The organism is Enterococcus sp. FSL R5-0957 (assembly GCF_038008005.1).
GTDB lineage: Bacteria > Bacillota > Bacilli > Lactobacillales > Enterococcaceae > Enterococcus_B > Enterococcus_B faecium.
In genome coordinates, this window is the sequence record NZ_JBBOYG010000001.1 from 575,805 (window position 1) to 590,536 (window position 14,732).

Genomic DNA, 14,732 nt, shown 5'->3' on the forward strand with positions numbered 1-14,732 from the left:
TTAGTTGGCAAGTAGTTTTGGATAGAGAAAAAGGAGGAAGTTCCAGTCTATTGACCAGGAGCAAACAAAATGAAAATACACACACCTATCGGCTTTTTATGGTTAGATGCAGATGAATCCGGATTGACTGCTGTATCTTTTCAGCCAATTTCAGAAAGCGAATCAGCGAATCAGCAAATTTTAACGCGCACACAAGAACAGTTTGAAGAATATTTTGCGGGAAAAAGAAAAGAATTTGATGTTCCTTTATCTATAAAGAGAGGTACGCCTTTTCAGCAAAATGTCTGGAAAGCTTTGTCGACCATTCCTTATGGAGAAATCCGAACGTATAAAGAAGTAGCTGTTGCTGTTGATAGTCCGAAAGCTGTGCGAGCGATTGGGCAGGCAAATCGAACCAATCCATTGCCAATCGTTATTCCTTGTCATCGAGTGATCGGGCAAAATGGAAAACTGACAGGATATATGGGAAACGTAATAGATGGGGTTGAAATCAAACGCCAATTGTTGTTGTTAGAAGGATATCTGCAAAATTAAAAACAGTTGTGATTCGGACATTGTTCCATGCGAGAATCACAACTGTTTTTTCATGTTCATTCTAAACTTTGATCAGCCAAATAAATAGTAAAGCCATCACTGTTTGGAGAAGCCCGACAGCTAATCCATAAGATAAGAAGCGTGTACCTTCTTTCATGAATTTTGCAAAGTCTAAACGCAGACCAATTGCCGCTAAAGCAGTGATCTCAAACCAGCTGCTGATAAAATGTGCCGATTGGTCAATAACTACAGGTAAAGAAAACAAGCTGTTGACCAAACAAAAGATCACAAACCCTAATACATACCAAGGAAGTGGTAATTTTCGTTTTTTCTGCGTATCAGTTGGCGTTTCAAACAGAGCTGGTTGTTTCTTGTGCATGAATTTTTCAAACAGATAGACAACAACAACGAGCATCATAATACGTAGAATCTTAAATAGCATGGCGAATTCGACAACAGAATTGTCAAGTAAGCTTGCCCCAGCGACTACTTGACCAACAGATTGGAGTGTACCACCCAAAAGTGCACTTTTTTCAATGAGATTTCCACCAAACAACTGTAATCCAAGAAAAGGGAGAGTCAACATCATCACAGTACCCAGTAGATTGACTAGTGTGATGATCTGTCCTTTTTCTTCCTCTTTCGCATGGATGGAAGGGGCGATCGAAGCAATAGCAGAAGAACCACAAACAGCGTTTCCTCCAGCCATCATCAAAGAAGAAGTATCGCTGAATTGCAGTTTTTTACCAATCAAGTAAGCACCGATGATAGTGACTGACATTTGCAGTAACACAAAAACAATTCCTTTTACACCAATTTGAGCAATCGTTTGAGCTGTGACAGTTGCACCTAGTAAAAAAACAGAGAATTCTAATAGTTTGCTTTCAGCAAATTTTGTGCCGATTGCTAGAACAGGCTGTTTAAAAAAAGTATTTCCTAATAAAATACCCAATAAAATAGCAATAGTCGCTCCACCTAACTGTGGCAGATAAATAGCAAGAAGCCTGCTGAAGGCAGCGATGGCAAAAGAAAGCAGTAAACCGGGTAAGATTTCGCGGACCGCTGAATCCCTTACAGATTTTATTGGATGTGACAATGATTTCATTTGATCGGTTCCTTTCGTCAATAAATACTAAAAGCATACTCGAACATAGTAGCACTAAACCAGTATTTTGACAAAAGAACAAGAGGTCGTGACAAAAGTCTTGTCACGACCTCTTGTTTCGAATAAACGGTGTTCCAGAAGTAGCTTTTTCGGAAATAAGCCGAAATTTCACAAAAATTTGAGAAGCAATTTTCGTAAATTCCTTCTTATTTCTTGAAGCTGACCACTTCTTTTACGACCTCTTGGTAAACGGTGTTCAAAAGCTTGCATCTGCGGTAATAAGCCCAACCAGTACAAAAACATGAACAGCTGTTTTTGTTTGGCCGTTCTTATTACTTGATGCAGAACAGCTTTTTCACAACCTATTGAATCGATTATTAAGCGATTTTTTTAGAAACAAATTTTCCATGTTTGCTATGTTCTTTAATTAAGAAACGTACGTAATGAGCAAGAACGTAGAAGACAACTACACTTGCAAACAGACATTCCGCAACTTTTAAGAAATCCAATACGCTACTATAGATACCTAAACTGTTGAAGTAATGAACAGTAGTAAATATAGCTGTTGCAGAGATAACAAGCGGGAATGTAAAGGCTGCATAGCTTGGATAAAAACGAAGCTTGAACAAACGTGGAAGCATAGACAGCACAACGAAATACAATACTTGAGATAAAGCGAACAATGCTACGACAAGATAAAAATTAGGTTCAGCAAAGTTTTTAAGATAACCTGTTAGGCAAAGAGAACCAGGTGCTGCAACGATCGTAATCAGCGGACGTGTCGGATGAGCCATATTTCTTACAAAAAAGACACGTTTGATGATGATCGGCAATAAGAACGCATAGCAGATCAATGAAATCCAAAAGAAAATTTTTCCAATAAGTGGGAAGAAGTTCCCGGCAGTTACAGTGATGACCCCAAATCCAACGTAAATGATAAACCAGCTTGGATAAATTGCTTCAATTGAAAGATCAGCTTTGATAACATGGTGATAATTGAAATAAAAGACAAGGATCACTTGGAAGATAACAGCGCACAGCCAAATGAATTTGACAATTGGTGCAATACTTTCATATGAAACAAAATAAGTACAAATAACCATGAGTGACATCGTAAAAGTTGGTGAAACGGAGGCGATGATTGGATCATGCAACGTTTGTTTCGTGTGTTCGAATAAGATAAACAATTTAACAAAAATGAATATCATAAGAATCATAGAGATACCGCCAGTTAGATTGCCTAAAGCAACATGGTGATAGTCTTTAAACAGATTTCCAAGGGAAGCTAACCCAAGGATCAACCCGCAGATCGGGATCGGAATAATTTTCAAAAAGTTCTTCATATATAATATTCTCCTTTTTATTTAATAGATTTTAGTACCAAGATGAACGAATACATTGTAAAATGAATAGGAATGTATGATTACGAGCAAGCAGACAGCTGATTGTCTTCATCTAAGTTACTAGTTGGATCAGCAACTGTTTTGTTGTACATTTCTATTATAGATGGTTTTTTGTATATTTAAATCAAATAGTTTTTATAGTAATTATCATAAAAAGTTATGGAAGTGGTGCCATGTTTAAGTTATTAACGACTTTTCGAGCAGTATATGAAACAAGAAATTTTTCCAGAGCAGCAGAAGTACTGTTTTTATCTCAACCAGCAGTCTCGAATCAAATCAAACAGTTGGAGCGGGAATTGAATATCGATCTTTTTCAACGTAACGGAAGAAAAGAGATGCTTCCAACTAAGCAAGCCGACTTATTATATGAACGGACACTGGTTTTGTTAGAAGAATGGGAAGAAACTCAGCAAAAATTGCTCAATGAACAAAATGAAGAAGAAGTATGTCGGATCGTTGCTTCCCACACCTTTGCTGTCTATCTTTTGCCTCAGTTGATGAAACATCTGATCAAAAGGTTTCCTAAAGTGCATTTTGAGATCGAAATCGCGAATTCTCATGAATCATTAGAACAAGTAGCGAAACATGAATCCGATTTTGGTTTTATCGAAAAGCCATTAGAGACTTCCGGCGTACAAAGATACTCTTTGGTGGAAGACCAGCTAGTCATCGCTGGGGACCCAAAAAGCAAATTGTGGCTTGTAAGAGAAGCAAACTCTGGTGTTTTTCATTACACGCAGCGTTATTTTGAAGAGATGAATATCCAAGATAAGAAGATGATCGTGAAAAGTAACGATGTAATTGTTGCGTTGCTGAAGGAAGGAATCGGTCGCTCGATTTTGTCTAAGCGCTCTGTTCCAGAAAATGTGCCAATGACTCCGTTGAATTTCCATCGATATTTTTATTTCATCCAACGAACCAATCTGGTTTCTGATCAGCTGCTAGAGATTGCTGAAGAGATCCTTCGATACAATGAAAGCACAGAAACTTCTCACAGCGAGGAGAATCTCAGTTGGTAGATAATTGCATGTATCAAAAAAAGTTCTATGATACACTAAAGATAAGCAGTAGGCTTTTGTACTGCATTTGCTCAAGCAACTGCACAAACGGAAAGTTAATTTTTCCCAAATGTCTATGGAAAGACTTTCCATTATCTAACTGGACCGCTATAATAATCAGCAGTATGGTTTTTAAGAAAAGGGATGAAACATGGAAAAAAAATTAAAAGCTTCGAACGATAATCGTATTGATTATGGCGTGATTTTACCAGTCTTTCTGTTATGTTTGATTGGTCTGCTCTCATTATATGTAGCACTTAGCCATGATCCGAACAATCCAGCAGTCTTGAAAGGCGTAGGGATGCAAGTTGTCTGGTATTTAGTTGGAGCGGCAGCAATCGTTGTCATCATGCATTTGAATTCCAAATGGATCTGGAAACTGACTCCTTACCTTTATGGTTTGGGGTTAGTGGTAATGGGACTCTTGCTCAAATTCTATGATCAGAATTTAGCTGCTTCAACAGGGTCTAAAAACTGGTTTCGATTCGGTGCATTTACTTTCCAGCCAGCAGAGTTGATGAAGATTGCGTACATCTTGATGATGGCACTGATCGTAACTAAACATAATACGCAAGTAAAAGAACGGACGATGAAATCGGACTTTTGGCTGATTGGGAAGCTCTTGATCGTGACAATACCGGTTTTAGCATTGATCATGGCCCAAGATGACTTTGGAACGATGCTTGTCTTTCTTGCGATCTTTGGCGGGATTTTCCTGATGTCTGGAATCTCTTGGCGCATCATCGCACCTGTAGTAATCTTGGCAGTGGTCGTTGGAGCAGGAACGATCTTCTTGGTTACGACTGAAGGCGGAAGAGACTTGCTTTACAAAGTTGGCTTCAAATCTTATCAGTTTACACGTATTGATTCATGGCTGGACCCTTTCCATGATACGTCAGGAATGAGTTATCAGCCGGCCCAAGGACTTTTGGCAATTGGTACCGGTGGCTTGTTTGGTAAAGGATTCAACGTAAGCAATATCTATGTGCCTGTTCGTGAGTCCGATATGATTTTTACCGTTATCGGTGAAAACTTCGGCTTTATCGGTGGTGCATTCGTCATTTTCTTGTATTTTATTTTAATCTATCGTATGATTCGGGTGTGTTTCGATACGAATAATGAATTTTACGCCTATATCGCAAGCGGTTTGATCATGATGCTGCTGTTCCATGTCTTTGAGAATATTGGAGCAAATATCGGATTACTTCCTTTAACAGGGATCCCATTGCCTTTCATTAGTCAGGGAGGATCTTCGATTTTAGGGAACATGATCGGTATCGGGTTGATATTATCGATGAGATACCAAAATGAAGCACCTGCAAGATCTTCAAGGAGGTAAGAAAATTGTACACCTTTTACTGGTACCCGAAATGTTCAACATGCAAAAAAGCCAAAGCGTGGTTAGACCAGCATGGCGTTAGTTATCAAACTATTGATATGATCAAAGAAGTACCGAAGGCCTCAACGATTGAGACTTGGCTAGAAACGAGTCAAGTACCAATCCGTCGCCTGTTCAACACAAGCGGGATGAAATATCGGGAACTTGGACTGAAAGATCAAGTAGGCGAGTTTACGACTTCAAAAGCAAGCCAAGTCTTATCGACAGATGGCATGCTGATCAAGCGGCCGCTGATCGTACGAGAGGACCAGCTTGTTGCAATTGGATTCAATGAAAAAATTTATGAAGGAGAACTGATATAAAATGGCAGGCAAGCATTTGAAGAAAAAGGACAACCTTTGGATCTTATTTAATGGAAAAGAATACTGTGTTGGTTTGACAAATGAAGCGCAAGAAGAACTTGGAGACATCACGTTTGCCAATCTGCCAAAAGCAGGACAATCGCTAAAAAAAGATGAACCTCTGATCGAAGTTGAAGCGGAAAAAGCGGTCAATGAATTTGCCAGCCCGCTAACGGGTACAGTTTCTTCTGTTAATGATAAAATCGGTGAAGATATCAATATCTTGAATGATTCAGATGAAATGAATGCGTGGATCTTAAGTTTCAAAGATGTTGATCCAAAAGAATTTGACGAATTATAAAATCAGAAAATCACTTGAAAAAAGTTGACACTGATTCTTCCAGTTGCTATAATCATAAGCAATCCTATATGAAACGAGAAAGCTTTGAAAAGAAGAGTACATGTCACGGACGTTTGAAGAGAGCCCTGTTTGCTGAAAATGGGTAACGAAAATGAGATGGAAGATGGTCTTAGAGCAGAGTAAGCGAGCGTAAGCAAACTTACTACGGGAGTGCCCGTTACAGCGCGACAGTATACGGAAAGAAGCTAAGTCCAAGTACTGGAAGAGGCTGTTATTGCGAAGTAACGGTAAATCAAGGTGGTAACACGGAAGTTCAAGCTTTCGTCCTTTTGCTTAAGGCAAGAGGGCGAAGGCTTTTTTGTTTGAAAAATCATAAGAGAAAGATGTGAATGGCATGTCATTAATCCAACTAACGAATGTCAAAAAGACATTCAATGGGAAAAACGGAAACATCCAAGCCGTCAATGACGTTTCACTAAACGTTGAAAAAGGGGATATTTATGGAATCGTCGGCTATTCTGGCGCAGGAAAAAGTACATTAGTCCGTCTCCTGAATGGACTTGAGCTTCCCACGAGCGGCGAAGTGATCGTAAACGATCAAGATATTACAAAATTAAAAAACAAAGAATTACGTACATTCCGAAAGAAAATCGGTATGATCTTCCAGCATTTCAACCTGTTATGGTCAAGAACTGTACTTGAAAATATCCAGCTGCCGCTGGAATTAGCTGGCGTACCAAAGAGCAAACGTAAAGAACGGGCAGAAGAACTGTTGCGTTTAGTCGGGTTAGAAGGACGCGGACAAGCGTATCCTTCACAACTTTCCGGCGGACAGAAACAACGCGTCGGTATCGCACGAGCATTGGCAAATGATCCTGAGATCCTGCTTTGTGATGAGGCTACTAGCGCATTGGACCCGCAAACAACAGAAGAAGTATTAGACTTATTGTTAGCGATCAATAAGAAATTGAATTTGACCATCGTCTTGATCACACATGAAATGAATGTAATCCGCAAAATCTGCAACAAAGTCGCTGTGATGGAGTTGGGGAAAGTCGTAGAAGAAGGAGACGTATTGACTGTCTTCAGACAACCGAAAAAAGAAGTAACCAAACGCTTTGTACAACAAGACATCGAACCAGAAGCTGATTCGACAGAACTATTAGCTGAACTCATCAAAGAAAATCCAAGCGGCCGTTTGGCAACTTTGACCTTTAGCGAAAGAAATGCCAACGAGCCAGTCATTTCCCAAGCGATTCGACGCTATAACATCGATGTCAACGTTGTGTATGGAAAGATCAAACAAGTGAAAGAAGGTTCCTTTGGTTCATTGACTGTCTTGATGACTGGTGAAACCAAAGAATTAGATCAAGCAGAAGTGTTCATCAACGAACAAGGAGTAGGAATTGAGGTGATCCATCGTGGATAAAAGCTTTTCAGAAACATATCTAGATTTTAAAAAAATCAACCCGGAAACGATGAATCAGGCTATCCTTGATACACTATATATGACATTAATCTCAATGGTCTTAGTGACGATCATCGGATTAGTTTTGGGATTGATCCTTTACTCTATTGGACGCAAAAACAAACCGTATGCTCGAATCATTTATGGAATCGTATCGATCATCAGTAATATTTTCCGGTCAACGCCATTTATGATCCTGATGGTTTTGATCATTCCATTTACTAAAGCAATCGTAGGCACTATGCTAGGTGCGCAAGCAGCCATTCCAGCTCTTGTTTTATCCGCAGCACCATTTTATGCCCGTCTAGTAGAGATTGCTTTTCGTGAAGTCAGCCCTGGTGTACTGGAAGCAGCAGATGCAATGGGAGCAAGTTACTGGGGAATCATCTGGAAGGTCTTGATACCTGAAAGTATTCCCGCATTGATTTCTGGATTAACAGTTACAACGATCTCGATGATCGGATTTACTGCGATGGCCGGCGCGATCGGCGCAGGTGGACTTGGAGGTCTTGCTTGGCAGGAAGGCTACCAGCGTGGTAATCTGACAGTGACATTCGTTGCGACTTTAATTATTTTACTAATCGTATTTATCGTTCAAGGAATCGGTGATTTCTTAACTAAGAAAACAGACAAAAGATAATAGGATATAGGGGGATGTAGGATATGAAAAAGAAAATTTTTGGATTTGCAGCAGCGCTTTTGCTGACTGTAGGATTAGCAGCATGCGGTAACAACAGCGACAGCAAAGATTCAGCAAATAAAGCAGACGACACGACATTGAAAGTCGGCGCTTCACCGACACCGCACGCAGAGATTTTGGAACATGTGAAACCATTATTGAAAGATGAAGGAATCGATCTTGAAATCGTCAAATTCGATGACTATGTATTACCGAACCAATCTTTGGAAGAAGGCGACATTGATGCCAATTACTTCCAGCATATTCCTTATTTGAACAAAGAAATCAAAGAAAAAGGATATGACTTTGTCAATGCCGGTGCTGTCCACATCGAACCAATGGGCTTGTACTCTAAAAAAGTCAAAGATGTTTCCGAATTAAAAGATGGTGCAACAATCATTACTTCAAATTCTGAATCAGACTGGGGACGCATCATCACAATTCTACAAGATGCTGGCTTAGTCAAAGTCAAAGATGGAGTAGATCTGGAAACAGCAACATTCGATGATATTGAAGAAAACCCTAAGAACTTGAAGTTCAACCATACGATCGACCCATCACTTTTAGCTTCTACGTACCAAAATGATGAAGGTGACCTAGTTGCAATCAACGCAAACTTCGCTTACGGCGCAGGGTTGAATCCATTAGAAGATGCCGTATTGCTTGAAAAGGACAACTCTCCTTACGTGAATATTATTGCGACTCGTAAAGGTGATGAAGACAGTGACAAAATCAAAAAACTGATTGAAGTGCTTCACCGCAAAGAAGTCCAAGAATGGATCACAGACAAATGGGGCGGCTCTGTTAAACCAGTAAAGGCTGATGCAAAATAAGGTATGGAACAAAAAAGATGAGAAATAAGTCTGTAATGGCTTATTTCTCATCTTTTTTATACCTATTCTAATTTAGAAATCAAAATTGTTTAATAATAAATAAAAGATATTTGATTTTAGTAAGGAAGGTCATTGCGCTTCATTCTCAATTAGTCTAAAATGAGTGAGAACGAAAGAGAATTTGGGGGTATAATGCATGTCTGTCTTAGAAATAAAAAATCTACATGTGTCGATCGAGGAAAAAGAAATCCTTAAAGGCGTAAACCTAACAATGAAAACCGGAGAAATTCATGCCATCATGGGACCTAACGGCACAGGAAAATCTACCTTATCTGCCGCTATCATGGGCAATCCAAACTATGAAGTAACAGAAGGCGAAATTTTGTTTGACGGGAAAAATGTTTTAGACTTGGAAGTAGATGAACGTGCGCGACTTGGCTTATTTTTAGCTATGCAATATCCAAGTGAGATACCAGGTATCACGAATGCGGAATTCATGCGTGCAGCGATCAATGCGAAACGTGATGAAAACGACAAAATTTCTGTTATGGCATTTTTGAAAAAGTTAGATGAAAAAATGGCTTTACTAAATATGCCAGAAGAAATGGCTGAACGTTATCTGAACGAAGGTTTTTCTGGCGGAGAAAAGAAACGGAATGAGATCCTGCAATTGTTGATGTTAGAACCAACATTTGCAATTTTAGACGAAATCGATTCAGGTCTGGATATCGATGCTTTGAAAGTCGTTGCTAAAGGAGTAAATGAAATGCGCGGAGACAATTTCGGTGCATTGATCATCACCCACTATCAACGATTATTGAACTATATCACACCTGATGTCGTTCACATCATGATGGAAGGCCGAGTAGTCATGACAGGGAATGCTGACCTAGCTAAACGTCTGGAAGCAGAAGGCTACGCTGGTATCAGTAAAGAATTAGGAATCGACTATAAAGAAGAAGAAGCGTAAGGGGGAGCAAGAATGAAAGAAAAAAACTGGCTCGATTATCTTGACGCGGTAAATGATTTTTCTTTAAGTAAAGGCGAACCTGATTGGATGAGAACCTTCCGTCAAGACGCACTAGCGAAAGCAGATGAACTGCCATTGCCGCATATCGATCGGGTGAAATTCCATCGCTGGTCGTTATTTGATGTGAAAGAAACACAAACCATCAGTGAAACAGGCACGATTCCGGCATTTGATGCAATGAAAGACAATCCTGTGCTTGTCCAACAAGGTTCATGGACGATTTTTGAACAACTGCCTGTGGAATTAGCAGAAAAAGGAGTCATTTTTACCGACTTGTTCACTGCAATGATCGAATATCCAGAACTAGTCCAAGAATATTATATGAAAAAAGCAGTAAACATGAACGAAGACCAATTGACTGCACTCCATGTAGCTTTTATGAACAGCGGTATTTTCCTGTATGTGCCTAAAAATGTCGTGATCGATGAACCACTCGAGTCCTTATTCATTCAAGATGGCGCATCCGATGAGCACTTCTTCAAGCATGTGTTGATCGTGGCAGATGAACATAGTGAATTTTCTTATCTGGAACGTTTCCAGACAACCAAAGAACAAGTAGCAAAATCATCAGGTAATATCATCGTGGAAGTCATCGCTAAAGCTGGTTCAAAAATCAAATATTCAGCCGTAGATCAATTAGGAGAAAATATTACTTCTTATATGAATCGCCGTGGGCACATTTTACGAGATGCTTCTGTCGACTGGGCAATTGGTGTCATGAATGACGGTCATGTGATCGCTGACTTTGACTCAGATTTAGCAGGAGAAGGTGCACACGCAGAAGTCAAAATCGTGGCAATCAGCTCGGGCAGACAAATCCAAGGAATCGATACGCGAGTAACCAATAAAGCCCCTCATACGATCGGGCATATTTTGCAACACGGAGTGATCCGAGAAAAAGGAACATTGACCTTTAATGGTATCGGCCACATCTTGAAAGGGGCAAAAGGTGCAGATGCCCAACAAGAAAGTCGTGTCTTGATGCTTTCTGATAAAGCACGTGGTGATGCGAATCCTATTCTTTTGATCGATGAAAACGAAGTAACTGCTGGACATGCTGCCAGTGTAGGACGAGTTGATCCAGAAGAAATGTACTATCTGATGAGTCGAGGATTGCATAAAGAAGAAGCAGAGCGCTTAGTGATTCGAGGATTCCTCGGTTCTGTCTTAACAGCAATCCCTGTAGAACAAGTTCGGAAAGAATTAGTCGAAGTAATCGAAGGGAAGTTGAATGGATGATCGATGCTAAAAAGCTACGCAATGATTTTCCTATCTTATTTCAAGACGTCAATGATGAACCTTTAGTTTATCTGGATAATGCAGCGACGACCCAAAAGCCAAAACAAGTACTCCAGGCATTAGCGCACTATTACGAACACGATAACGCCAATGTTCATCGCGGTGTCCATACGTTAGCAGAACGCGCGACCCATGATTATGAACAAGCAAGAGAAAAAGTACGGGCGTTCGTCCATGCAAAAGAAACAGCAGAAGTGCTGTTTACTCGTGGTACGACGACAAGCTTGAATTGGGTAGCCAGAAGCTTCGGCGACCGCTATATCAAAGCAGGAGACGAGATAGTGCTCTCTTACATGGAACATCATTCTAATGTTATCCCGTGGCAGCAGTTGGCAAAACGAACAGGTGCTGTCTTGAAATATATCGAACTAACAGAAGAAGGCTTCCTGGATATGGAGGATGCAGCGAAAAAGATTACGGACAAAACCAAAATCGTCTCCATTGCTCATGTATCCAATGTCTTAGGTGTCATCAATCCTGTTCAAGAATTAGCTGAACTTGTCCATGAAAACGGCGGGGTCATCGTAGTAGATGGTGCTCAATCTGCCCCGCACATGGCCATTGATGTCCAAGCACTAGACTGTGATTTCTTTGCTTTCAGCGGACACAAAATGTGCGGACCAACAGGTATTGGTGCTTTATATGGTAAAAGAAAATGGTTAGAAGAAATGGAACCTGTTGAATTTGGTGGCGAAATGATCGATTTTGTCGAATTATACGACAGTACATGGAAAGAACTACCTTGGAAATTCGAAGCAGGGACACCAAATATCGCCGGTGCTATCGCATTAGGCCATGCAATCGATTATTTGCAAGAACTCGGCATGGACAATATCCATCGATATGAAGAAGAACTAGCCGCTTATGTGTTGCCAAAATTACAAGCAATTGATGGATTGACTGTTTATGGTCCACAAGACCCGAATTTTCGGACAGGAGTCGTTGCATTCAATTTGGATGGGTTACATCCCCATGATGTCGCGACAGCTTTAGACATGGAAGGGGTAGCCGTCAGAGCAGGTCATCATTGTGCGCAACCGCTATTGAAGTACCTTGAAGTATCAGCGACTGCTCGCGCGAGCTTTTATTTCTACAACACAACGCAAGACGCCGACCGTTTAGTTGAAGCAATCATGGCAACAAAGGAGTTTTTCCAACATGGGACTATCTAAATTAGACAATTTATACCGTCAAGTGATCTTGGATCATTCTTCCCATCCGCATCATCGTGGAAGCTTGACTGACTCGACAAGTAAGATCGAATTGAACAACCCCACATGTGGAGATGTGATCGAATTGCAAGTCGATGTAAAAGACGGAATCATCAAAAATATCGCCTTTGACGGCAGTGGCTGCTCCATCAGTACGGCAAGTGCCTCGATGATGACAGACGCCGTCATCGGAAAATCAATAGAAGAAGCAGAACATTTAACTGTAGACTTTCTACAGCTTGTCCAAGGAAAAGAAGTCAAAGATCCCGACCAATTAGGCGATGCTGCTATGCTTGGTGGTGTAGCTAAATTTCCAGCTCGGATCAAATGTGCGACACTTGCCTGGAAAGCACTAGGAAAAGCAATGGAAAACGATGGTACCGCAGCTTTCCATCATTACCACAAGGAAGAGGAGTGAGAACATGGGCGTACCAGAATTAGAAGAATATAAATTCGGGTTTCACGATGATGTCGAACCGGTTTTCAGTACAGGAGAAGGCTTGACAGAAGAAGTGATCCGTGAGATGTCAAGAATCAAAGGCGAACCAGAATGGATGCTTGAATTCCGTCTGAAATCTCTAGAAACATTTAACAAAATGCCAATGCAAACATGGGGCCCCGACCTTTCAGACATCGATTTCGATGCCATCAAATATTACCAAAAACCAAGTGACAAACCCGCTCGTGACTGGGAAGACGTACCAGAAAAAATCAAAGATACATTTGAAAAGATTGGTATCCCAGAAGCAGAACGAGCTTATCTAGCCGGTGCTTCCGCACAATATGAATCAGAAGTCGTGTACCATAATATGAAAGATGAATTCGAAAAGTTAGGGATCGTCTTTACTGACACTGACTCTGCTTTGAAAGAATACCCTGAATTATTCAAAGAGTACTTTTCAAAACTTGTACCGCCAACTGACAACAAATTAGCAGCGCTGAATTCAGCCGTATGGTCAGGTGGCACCTTTATTTACGTGCCAAAAGGTGTCAAAGTCGATGTTCCATTACAAACTTACTTCCGGATCAATGCGGAAAACACGGGGCAATTCGAACGTACGCTGATCATCGTTGACGAAGGAGCAAGCATCCACTATGTCGAAGGTTGTACGGCACCTACTTATTCAAGTAACAGCCTGCATGCCGCCATCGTAGAAATCTTTACAAGAAAAGATGCGTATTGCCGTTACACAACGATCCAAAACTGGTCAGACAATGTGTACAACTTAGTAACCAAACGAGCAAAAGCATACGAAGGCGCAACCGTTGAATGGATAGACGGAAACCTAGGTGCAAAAACAACGATGAAATACCCAAGTGTTTACTTAGATGGAAAAGGTGCACGAGGCACCATGCTCTCCATCGCCTTTGCAGGAGCAAACCAAATCCAAGATACGGGTGCAAAAATGATCCACAATGCACCAAATACATCTAGCTCTATCGTCTCTAAATCAATCTCAAAAGACGGCGGAGAAGTAAACTATCGAGGACAAGTAACCTTCGCCAAAAACAGTGCGGGTTCGATCTCTCATATCGAATGTGACACAATCATTATGGACGAATGGTCGAAATCCGATACGATCCCATTCAATGAGATCCACAACAGCCAAGTCTCTTTAGAACACGAAGCCAAAGTCTCAAAAATCTCAGAAGAACAACTCTACTATCTGATGAGCCGAGGCCTGACCGAATCTGAAGCAACTGAAATGATCGTCATGGGCTTTGTTGAACCATTCACCAAAGAACTTCCAATGGAATATGCAGTCGAACTCAACCGATTGATCAGTTATGAGATGGAAGGGTCTGTGGGGTAATACTTAAATAAAGGCTAGGAACCTTGATGTTATCAGGTTCCTAGCCTTTTTATAATAAAATGAAGCGAAAATAATTTCTTTTAAAGAGCCAAGATTATCAGCTATATAAGAGTGAATTTGATGCAAAAAACAGAGCCGAAACAGTCTTGGTGTTCGTAGCTCTGCTTATATGTTTCGAATTTAAGACAAAGAGTTGGCAAAAGATGTTGATAAGGAAGATAAGATAACTGTGTTATATAAACTAGGTAACTAACTGT

General features: G+C 40.5%; 15 protein-coding genes and 1 other annotated feature. Of the genes, 13 read left to right on the forward strand and 2 right to left on the reverse strand.

Annotated elements, in window-relative coordinates; genetic code table 11:
* Window positions 1-69: 69 nt before the first annotated feature.
* On the forward strand, window positions 70-534 hold the full coding sequence (locus tag MKX69_RS02745) for a methylated-DNA--[protein]-cysteine S-methyltransferase (RefSeq protein ID WP_341008683.1): 465 nt from the start codon (window positions 70-72) through the stop codon (window positions 532-534).
* A gap of 61 nt (window positions 535-595) precedes the next feature.
* On the opposite strand, the gene MKX69_RS02750 is transcribed toward MKX69_RS02745, so the two are convergent.
* The gene (locus MKX69_RS02750; protein ID WP_341008684.1) at window positions 596-1,639 is read right to left on the reverse strand and encodes a YeiH family protein; all 1,044 of its coding nucleotides are present in this window, start codon (window positions 1,637-1,639) and stop codon (window positions 596-598) included.
* Window positions 1,640-2,016: 377 nt separating this feature from the next.
* Window positions 2,017-2,982 (reverse strand): TDT family transporter, encoded by a 966-nt coding sequence (locus tag MKX69_RS02755; RefSeq protein WP_002291188.1) that lies wholly within the window; start codon window positions 2,980-2,982, stop codon window positions 2,017-2,019.
* Between the two features lie 233 nt (window positions 2,983-3,215).
* Here MKX69_RS02755 and MKX69_RS02760 point away from each other — a divergent pair, with 233 nt between their 5' ends.
* The 12 genes from MKX69_RS02760 to sufB all read left to right on the forward strand — a co-directional run bounded on the left by MKX69_RS02760 (window position 3,216) and on the right by sufB (window position 14,475).
* The gene (locus MKX69_RS02760) at window positions 3,216-4,061 is read left to right on the forward strand and encodes a LysR family transcriptional regulator (RefSeq protein ID WP_341008687.1); all 846 of its coding nucleotides are present in this window, start codon (window positions 3,216-3,218) and stop codon (window positions 4,059-4,061) included.
* Between the two features lie 190 nt (window positions 4,062-4,251).
* Window positions 4,252-5,439, forward strand: coding sequence for an FtsW/RodA/SpoVE family cell cycle protein (locus tag MKX69_RS02765; protein ID WP_341008689.1), 1,188 nt, complete (start codon window positions 4,252-4,254; stop codon window positions 5,437-5,439).
* Window positions 5,440-5,444: 5 nt separating this feature from the next.
* Complete coding sequence (locus tag MKX69_RS02770) at window positions 5,445-5,801, forward strand: arsenate reductase family protein (protein WP_341008691.1); 357 nt, start codon at window positions 5,445-5,447, stop codon at window positions 5,799-5,801.
* A 1-nt stretch (window position 5,802) separates the two neighbouring features.
* Complete coding sequence (locus MKX69_RS02775; RefSeq protein ID WP_002291179.1) at window positions 5,803-6,141, forward strand: glycine cleavage system protein H; 339 nt, start codon at window positions 5,803-5,805, stop codon at window positions 6,139-6,141.
* Window positions 6,142-6,216: 75 nt separating this feature from the next.
* Window positions 6,217-6,473, forward strand: a binding site (T-box leader).
* A 62-nt stretch (window positions 6,474-6,535) separates the two neighbouring features.
* Window positions 6,536-7,570, forward strand: a complete 1,035-nt coding sequence (locus MKX69_RS02780; RefSeq protein ID WP_341008694.1) for a methionine ABC transporter ATP-binding protein — start codon at window positions 6,536-6,538, stop codon at window positions 7,568-7,570.
* The gene (locus MKX69_RS02785) at window positions 7,563-8,249 is read left to right on the forward strand and encodes a methionine ABC transporter permease (RefSeq protein ID WP_341008696.1); all 687 of its coding nucleotides are present in this window, start codon (window positions 7,563-7,565) and stop codon (window positions 8,247-8,249) included. The genes MKX69_RS02780 and MKX69_RS02785 overlap by 8 nt, the downstream gene beginning before the upstream one ends.
* A gap of 23 nt (window positions 8,250-8,272) precedes the next feature.
* Complete coding sequence (locus MKX69_RS02790) at window positions 8,273-9,121, forward strand: MetQ/NlpA family ABC transporter substrate-binding protein (protein WP_002287678.1); 849 nt, start codon at window positions 8,273-8,275, stop codon at window positions 9,119-9,121.
* 196 nt (window positions 9,122-9,317) lie between these two features.
* Complete coding sequence (sufC, locus tag MKX69_RS02795; RefSeq protein WP_002287679.1) at window positions 9,318-10,091, forward strand: Fe-S cluster assembly ATPase SufC; 774 nt, start codon at window positions 9,318-9,320, stop codon at window positions 10,089-10,091.
* Window positions 10,092-10,103: 12 nt separating this feature from the next.
* Window positions 10,104-11,390 (forward strand): Fe-S cluster assembly protein SufD, encoded by a 1,287-nt coding sequence (sufD, locus tag MKX69_RS02800; protein ID WP_002287681.1) that lies wholly within the window; start codon window positions 10,104-10,106, stop codon window positions 11,388-11,390.
* Window positions 11,387-12,622 (forward strand): cysteine desulfurase, encoded by a 1,236-nt coding sequence (locus MKX69_RS02805; RefSeq protein WP_341008699.1) that lies wholly within the window; start codon window positions 11,387-11,389, stop codon window positions 12,620-12,622. The genes sufD and MKX69_RS02805 overlap by 4 nt, the downstream gene beginning before the upstream one ends.
* Window positions 12,609-13,079: a Fe-S cluster assembly sulfur transfer protein SufU gene (gene sufU, locus MKX69_RS02810; RefSeq protein WP_002287684.1), complete on the forward strand. Its 471-nt coding sequence runs from the start codon at window positions 12,609-12,611 to the stop codon at window positions 13,077-13,079. The genes MKX69_RS02805 and sufU overlap by 14 nt, the downstream gene beginning before the upstream one ends.
* A gap of 4 nt (window positions 13,080-13,083) precedes the next feature.
* Window positions 13,084-14,475: a Fe-S cluster assembly protein SufB gene (gene sufB, locus MKX69_RS02815; RefSeq protein WP_002287686.1), complete on the forward strand. Its 1,392-nt coding sequence runs from the start codon at window positions 13,084-13,086 to the stop codon at window positions 14,473-14,475.
* Window positions 14,476-14,732: the final 257 nt, after the last annotated feature.